A 5,326-nucleotide genomic window follows, 5' to 3' on the forward strand; every position below is an offset into this window, starting at 1 on the left:
AAACCCCACACCCCACACCCCACACCCCACACCCTGCCCCCAGGAAAAGCTTTTTCAGCAAACCCTAATTACAAATGTATCAGCAGCTGCGTGTAAGCATCCCACCGAAAAACTAATGCGCTCCGGGGTTTGGGGGGTAGAACCCCCCAAAGGCTTGGATTGAGTGATAAAATCGGAAGTAATGACCAATTTTAGCAGATAGTTTCCCTTTAAAAATCCCAACTCAGTAGATTTACAAAAATGAGATGTACCCGGTTAAACGCATCCAGGAATTTTTAAGGATAAAAACACATTTGCGGCAAAGCAAGGGATTCTTCCCAACCCATCATGAGATTAAGACATTGTACCGCTTGTCCCGATTGTCCCTTAACTAAATTATCGATCGCTGACATCACTATCACTCGATCGGTTCTCGGATCCACTTCAATACCGAGATAACATAAATTAGTACCACAGGCCCATTTAGTTTGTGGATAGACTCCCCCCGGTAGGATTTTGACAAAGGGAGAAGCGCGATAAAAAGCATTGTAGATAGTGATTAAATCATCCCGCACCAGATTGGGATCCCGCAAAGTTGCATAGACTGTGGACAGGATACCTCGGACCATGGGCATTAAATGGGGAGTGAACTGAACGCGCACCTCATGACCGGCTAAATCACTGCAAATCTGCTCGATTTCGGGAGTATGACGGTGTTTTCCCGCTACATTATAGGCCCCGATCGAATTATCTGCTTCTGCCAATAACATATTAATCTTAGCTTGTCTTCCCCCTCCCGAAGTTCCCGATTTGGCATCAATAATCGTGGTTTCCGGGAGAATTAAACCCTGTTTTAACAGGGGAGAAATCGCCATTAAACTAGCAGTAGGATAACATCCGGGGCAACCGATCAAAGAGGCATTTTTAATATCTTCCCGATAAAGTTCCGGTAAACCGTACACAGCCGTAGATGCGATCGCTTGATCCTGACGTTCCTTGCCATACCATTTACTATAGGTTTCTAGGCTAGTAAAACGATAATCTGCCGACAGATCCAAGACTTTACACCCTTTAGCGAGCAAAGGAGGGGCTAAATCACAGGCTAAACCATTGGGTAAACCCAAGAAAACCACTTGACAACGGGAGGCAATTGTCTCTAAATCGATCGCCTCCACATTAAGATTAATACTATGACCGAGATGGGGATATAAATCACTGTAGGGTTTTCCGGCGCTACTATCGCCCCCCAGATAGACTAATTCGACAAGGGGATGTTCTTTGAGCAAACGTACCAACTGTACGCCACCATATCCCGAAGCGCCGACAATACCCACTGAAACCTTCTGTCCTTGCGTCATTTCCCTTGTTCCTAAAAATTCTTATCGTTAATATAACGCTTTGCTATGGCCGAATTTTAGCCTAACCGGCAGGATTTAAATCAAAAAACTTCCTGTAAAAATCTAGTATCTCGGCCGGGTTGTCCATAAACCGTCAATTTCTCTTGATCAATAGGCGGTTATCTTAATGATGAGGTACGAAGTTTTCCTTTGAGGGAATCTGTCATCGGGAGATGATGCCAAATTAGGTTAAACTTCATCCTCAGGAGAAAAGCTGTAATTCAATCCCCCATATTTACCGAAAATTTGGGTTTAAGGTTCCCCGCACGACCGGGCGGTTTTTCAATGATAGGTTGTCAATTTAGTCTTAAGTGTGCTAAACTAAGTTTATGCTGTCAAGCCTAGCGTAAATGTTTGTTCTAGAATTTAAAGTTGAGGCTAAAACAAAACAATATCAAGCTATAGACGATGCTATTTGCACCGCTCAATTCATCCGTAATAAATGCCTAAGGTGTTGGATGGATAACAAGGGTGTGGATAAATACGACCTATCGGCTTATTGTCGGGTTTTAGCGCACGACTTTAAATTTGCTGGTGAGTTAAATTCCCAAGCAAGGCAAGCATCGGCTGAAAGAGCATGGTCTTCTATTTCCCGTTTCTTTGATAATTGTAAAAAGAAGGTAGCAGGAAAGAAAGGCTATCCTCAGTTTAAGAAGTTTTCCCGTTCCGTTGAGTATAAAACAACAGGATGGAAGCTTCTTAATCCTAAAACCATCCATTTCAGTGATAAAAAGGAGATTGGAACACTTAAACTAAAAGGGACTTGGGACTTAGGATACTTTCAACAGTCTGACATTAAACGGGTTAGATTAGTTCATAGAGCCGATGGTTATTATTGCCAGTTTGTTCTTTCTTGTGATGTTAAAGAAGATGTTGAACCATCAGGTAAGTGTATCGGCTTAGATGTGGGGTTAGCTTCTTTCTATACTGACCACGAGGGTAATAAAGTTGACAATCCTAAATTCTTGAGAAAGTCCGAGAAAAAATTAAAGCGGCTTCAAAGACGGTTATCTAAAAAGAAAAAGGGAGGTAAAAATCGTCAAAAAGCTAGACAAAGATTAGCTAAGGCTCATCTTAAAATAAGTAGGCAACGTAAAGACTTTGCTGTAAAGTTAGCAAGGTGCGTAGTTCACTCTAACGATGTGATAGCCTACGAGGATTTAAGAATTAAGAACTTAGTCAAGAATCATTGTTTAGCTAAATCGATAAATGATGCGGCGTGGTATCAGTTTCGAGAATGGATAGAATATTTTGGACTTAAATTCGGCAAGATAACAATTGCTATCCCACCGAACTATACAAGTCAAAACTGTTCAAACTGTGGTGAAGTTATTAAAAAATCTTTATCGACTAGAACCCATCAGTGCAAATGTGGGTGTGTTTTGGACAGGGATGAAAACGCCGCTATCAATATCCTTAAAAAAGGGTTAAGTACCGTAGGGCATACGGGAACTTTCGGGCTAGACCCGATAAACGCTTGGGGAGAGAATACCTCTACTTTTTCAGAAGCGATTCTGTCTAAGCAAGTGATCTCGGTGAACCAAGAATCCCCACGCCTTTAGGCAACGGGAGTGTCAAAATTTTGAGCGCACTGTAAATTCATAATCTCCTCCCGGTTCTAATTGATAATCGTAGCGTTCTAAAAACCGATTCAAGGGTTCAAAAATCAAAGCCCTACCTAGGGAAGGTTGTACTAATAACTTGCCTTGAAGAAAATGCCATTGAAAACGCCATTGATATTGTTCCGTCCGCACTTCTCCCTCTAATTTCCCCGTTTGCCAAGATTGCTTAATTATCCGCACATAAGCCGTGCTTTCTGGTCGATTGCCGCCACTCACCTGAACCCTACCTATAGATTAAATATCAAACATTAAGATAACGAATTAATCCTTGTTTGTCATTACTTGAGCTAATTTTCTCGACTTTATTCTGGGGCAGTGACTTCATTAACCTTAGAAACCAAGACATTTAATTGAAAAGGTCGCCCCATTTCCTTAGTAATGAATTCTTCCAACAATTCTACCTGTCTGGGGGTAATACTTTCCGCAGTTCTTACTACTAATCTCACCCGGGGAGGTTGCTTGAGCCAATTAATCGAAGATTCCAATAATTCTGCCCGTTGAAAAGTAATCGTTCGTTGTAATAAAGCTTTTTTGAGCAACCTTTCTAAGCGAGCTTGATTGGCCAGAGTTGCAAAACTTATTCCTAAGGGAATTAGCAAAACTGCTGTCAGGATAGAAGTCAAAATTAGAGCGTTACGCGCCCGATGAAAACTAGAATAACCAGCCAGCAAAAAGACCAACAAACAGGAGAGAGCAATGCCTAATAAATTGGTAATATATAACAGAGTTGCCCCCAAACTTAAGACCCAATTCCCTTGGGATAATCCTAAACCAATCGTACAAACTGGCGGCATTAAAGCCACGGCGATCGCTGTTCCCGCTAAAGTACCTGAAATTTTCGGTTCTATTTTGGCATAACCACTGATTGCCCCCGCCGTAATTGCTACTCCTAAATCTAAAAGATTCGGTTGAGAACGGGCCTGAATTTCACTACCAAATTCGGAAATTCCGATCAATAATCCTAGCAACCAAGCTATCGCTAAAGCGATGATCGTACCAACTAAAATCGCCAAGGCCGACTTACGAATTAATCGCCAACTGCCAATTAAACCACCAAAAGCCAGACTACGAATCGGCAACATCAAAGGGGCAATAATCATCGCCCCAATAATCACGGCCGCACTATTGGCGACTAAGCCAAAGGTAGCGATCGCACAAGAACTGACAATCAAAGCTAGATAGGGAAAATCGAGGGACGCTTCTAACCATAAATCGCGCCACATAGTCCGCGATTGTTGCCAGGTCAAGGGTTTTCTTGAGAACCACGAGTGGGGCCGTTCTTTTCTCGTCATGGGGCTGAGGAAGATTGACTTTTCTTTTACTTATAGCTTTTTTTGTCTAATCAATGTATATTTGTATCATTTTCTTTAACTAATCTTACCGTTTTTTCTTCGCCTCGATTGATGAAACCTCCTGCCCGCTGCCATCTGCCGACCGCCTTCGTTAACGCCCCTAGGCCAAGTAGAAATTAGCAAAGAAATTACCGACGAAACCCGACAGATTGATCTATTTTTTTCGCCTCATCCAGAGGGGCAAATAACTGTCGATAATCTAGGATTATTAGGTCAAATTGCCCTAAAGAACCCTCTCCTAGAACCCGATCGTAATTCTCCCACTCGTGCCGATGTGCGTAATTGTCTCTCGAAATTAACCGCCGTTTTTGCTGAACTACAGCGACAGGCCAAACGAGAAAATAGCCCCTACAATCAGGAAAATTTGCCCCGTTTATGGATTCTTGCGCCTCTGGTTAGTGAGACTATATTAAACGGTTTTGGGGCGGCCTTAGACCCGAATTGGCCCGAAGGGGTCTATTTCTTGCCTCCTTTGCAGCGCACGGCTATTATCAATCGAATCCGCCCGCGAGGAGCTATTTGAGCGTTTTCACGCTATAACCCTCCAGTAGATGGCAGCAGGGAGAGGGGCGCACCGGAGTACCGGAGAGGGCAGTGGGGAAGTGGGGTGTGGGGTGTTGGGTGTGGGGTGTGGAGTGTGGGGAAGTGGGGAAGTGGGGAAGTGGGGAAGTGGGGAAGTGGGGTAGTGGGGTAGTGGGGAGAATAAAAAAAATAATCTCCTGTCTCGGAGTCTCCTGCCTCCTGTCTCGGAGTCTCCTGCCTCCTGTCTCCTGACTCCTGAATCCTGTCTCGGAGTCTCCTGTCTCCTGTCTCGGAGTCTCCTGTCTCCTAACTCCCTACTTCTAACCCAATGTGCACCAAAGATAAGCAAAAATTATTTATTGACTCCAAAAACTTGAGAATATTTAAATTAACATTTCGCAATATTTACAAATTCTTAAGAATTAATTGAGAAAGATTTTTATTTAACAACGAT

General features: G+C 43.1%; 5 protein-coding genes and 1 pseudogene. 2 read left to right on the forward strand and 4 right to left on the reverse strand.

What is annotated here, in order from left to right:
• Positions 1-275: 275 nt before the first annotated feature.
• A complete protein-coding gene (gene argC, locus PX482_RS05390; RefSeq protein ID WP_190720189.1) occupies positions 276-1,337 on the reverse strand; it encodes an N-acetyl-gamma-glutamyl-phosphate reductase in 1,062 nt (353 codons plus the stop codon).
• Positions 1,338-1,726: 389 nt separating this feature from the next.
• Between argC and PX482_RS05395 the strand changes: the two genes are divergently transcribed.
• Positions 1,727-2,938: an RNA-guided endonuclease InsQ/TnpB family protein gene (locus tag PX482_RS05395; RefSeq protein WP_288096352.1), complete on the forward strand. Its 1,212-nt coding sequence runs from the start codon at positions 1,727-1,729 to the stop codon at positions 2,936-2,938.
• A 12-nt stretch (positions 2,939-2,950) separates the two neighbouring features.
• Here the strand turns inward: PX482_RS05395 and PX482_RS05400 are convergent, their stop codons facing one another.
• Both PX482_RS05400 and PX482_RS05405 read right to left on the reverse strand, forming a co-directional pair.
• The gene (locus PX482_RS05400; RefSeq protein ID WP_002733391.1) at positions 2,951-3,214 is read right to left on the reverse strand and encodes a DUF3146 family protein; all 264 of its coding nucleotides are present in this window, start codon (positions 3,212-3,214) and stop codon (positions 2,951-2,953) included.
• Between the two features lie 86 nt (positions 3,215-3,300).
• Positions 3,301-4,290 (reverse strand): DUF389 domain-containing protein, encoded by a 990-nt coding sequence (locus tag PX482_RS05405; RefSeq protein WP_288096355.1) that lies wholly within the window; start codon positions 4,288-4,290, stop codon positions 3,301-3,303.
• Positions 4,291-4,411: 121 nt separating this feature from the next.
• Here PX482_RS05405 and PX482_RS05410 point away from each other — a divergent pair.
• Positions 4,412-4,843 (forward strand): annotated as a pseudogene (locus PX482_RS05410) (hypothetical protein); the annotation flags it as partial.
• A gap of 36 nt (positions 4,844-4,879) precedes the next feature.
• On the opposite strand, the gene PX482_RS05415 reads toward PX482_RS05410, so the two are convergent.
• Positions 4,880-5,221, reverse strand: coding sequence for a hypothetical protein (locus PX482_RS05415; protein WP_288028097.1), 342 nt, complete (start codon positions 5,219-5,221; stop codon positions 4,880-4,882).
• Between the last annotated feature and the right edge of the window lie 105 nt (positions 5,222-5,326).

This window comes from Microcystis sp. M53602_WE12, from assembly GCF_030065455.1.
Classification (GTDB): domain Bacteria; phylum Cyanobacteriota; class Cyanobacteriia; order Cyanobacteriales; family Microcystaceae; genus Microcystis; species Microcystis aeruginosa.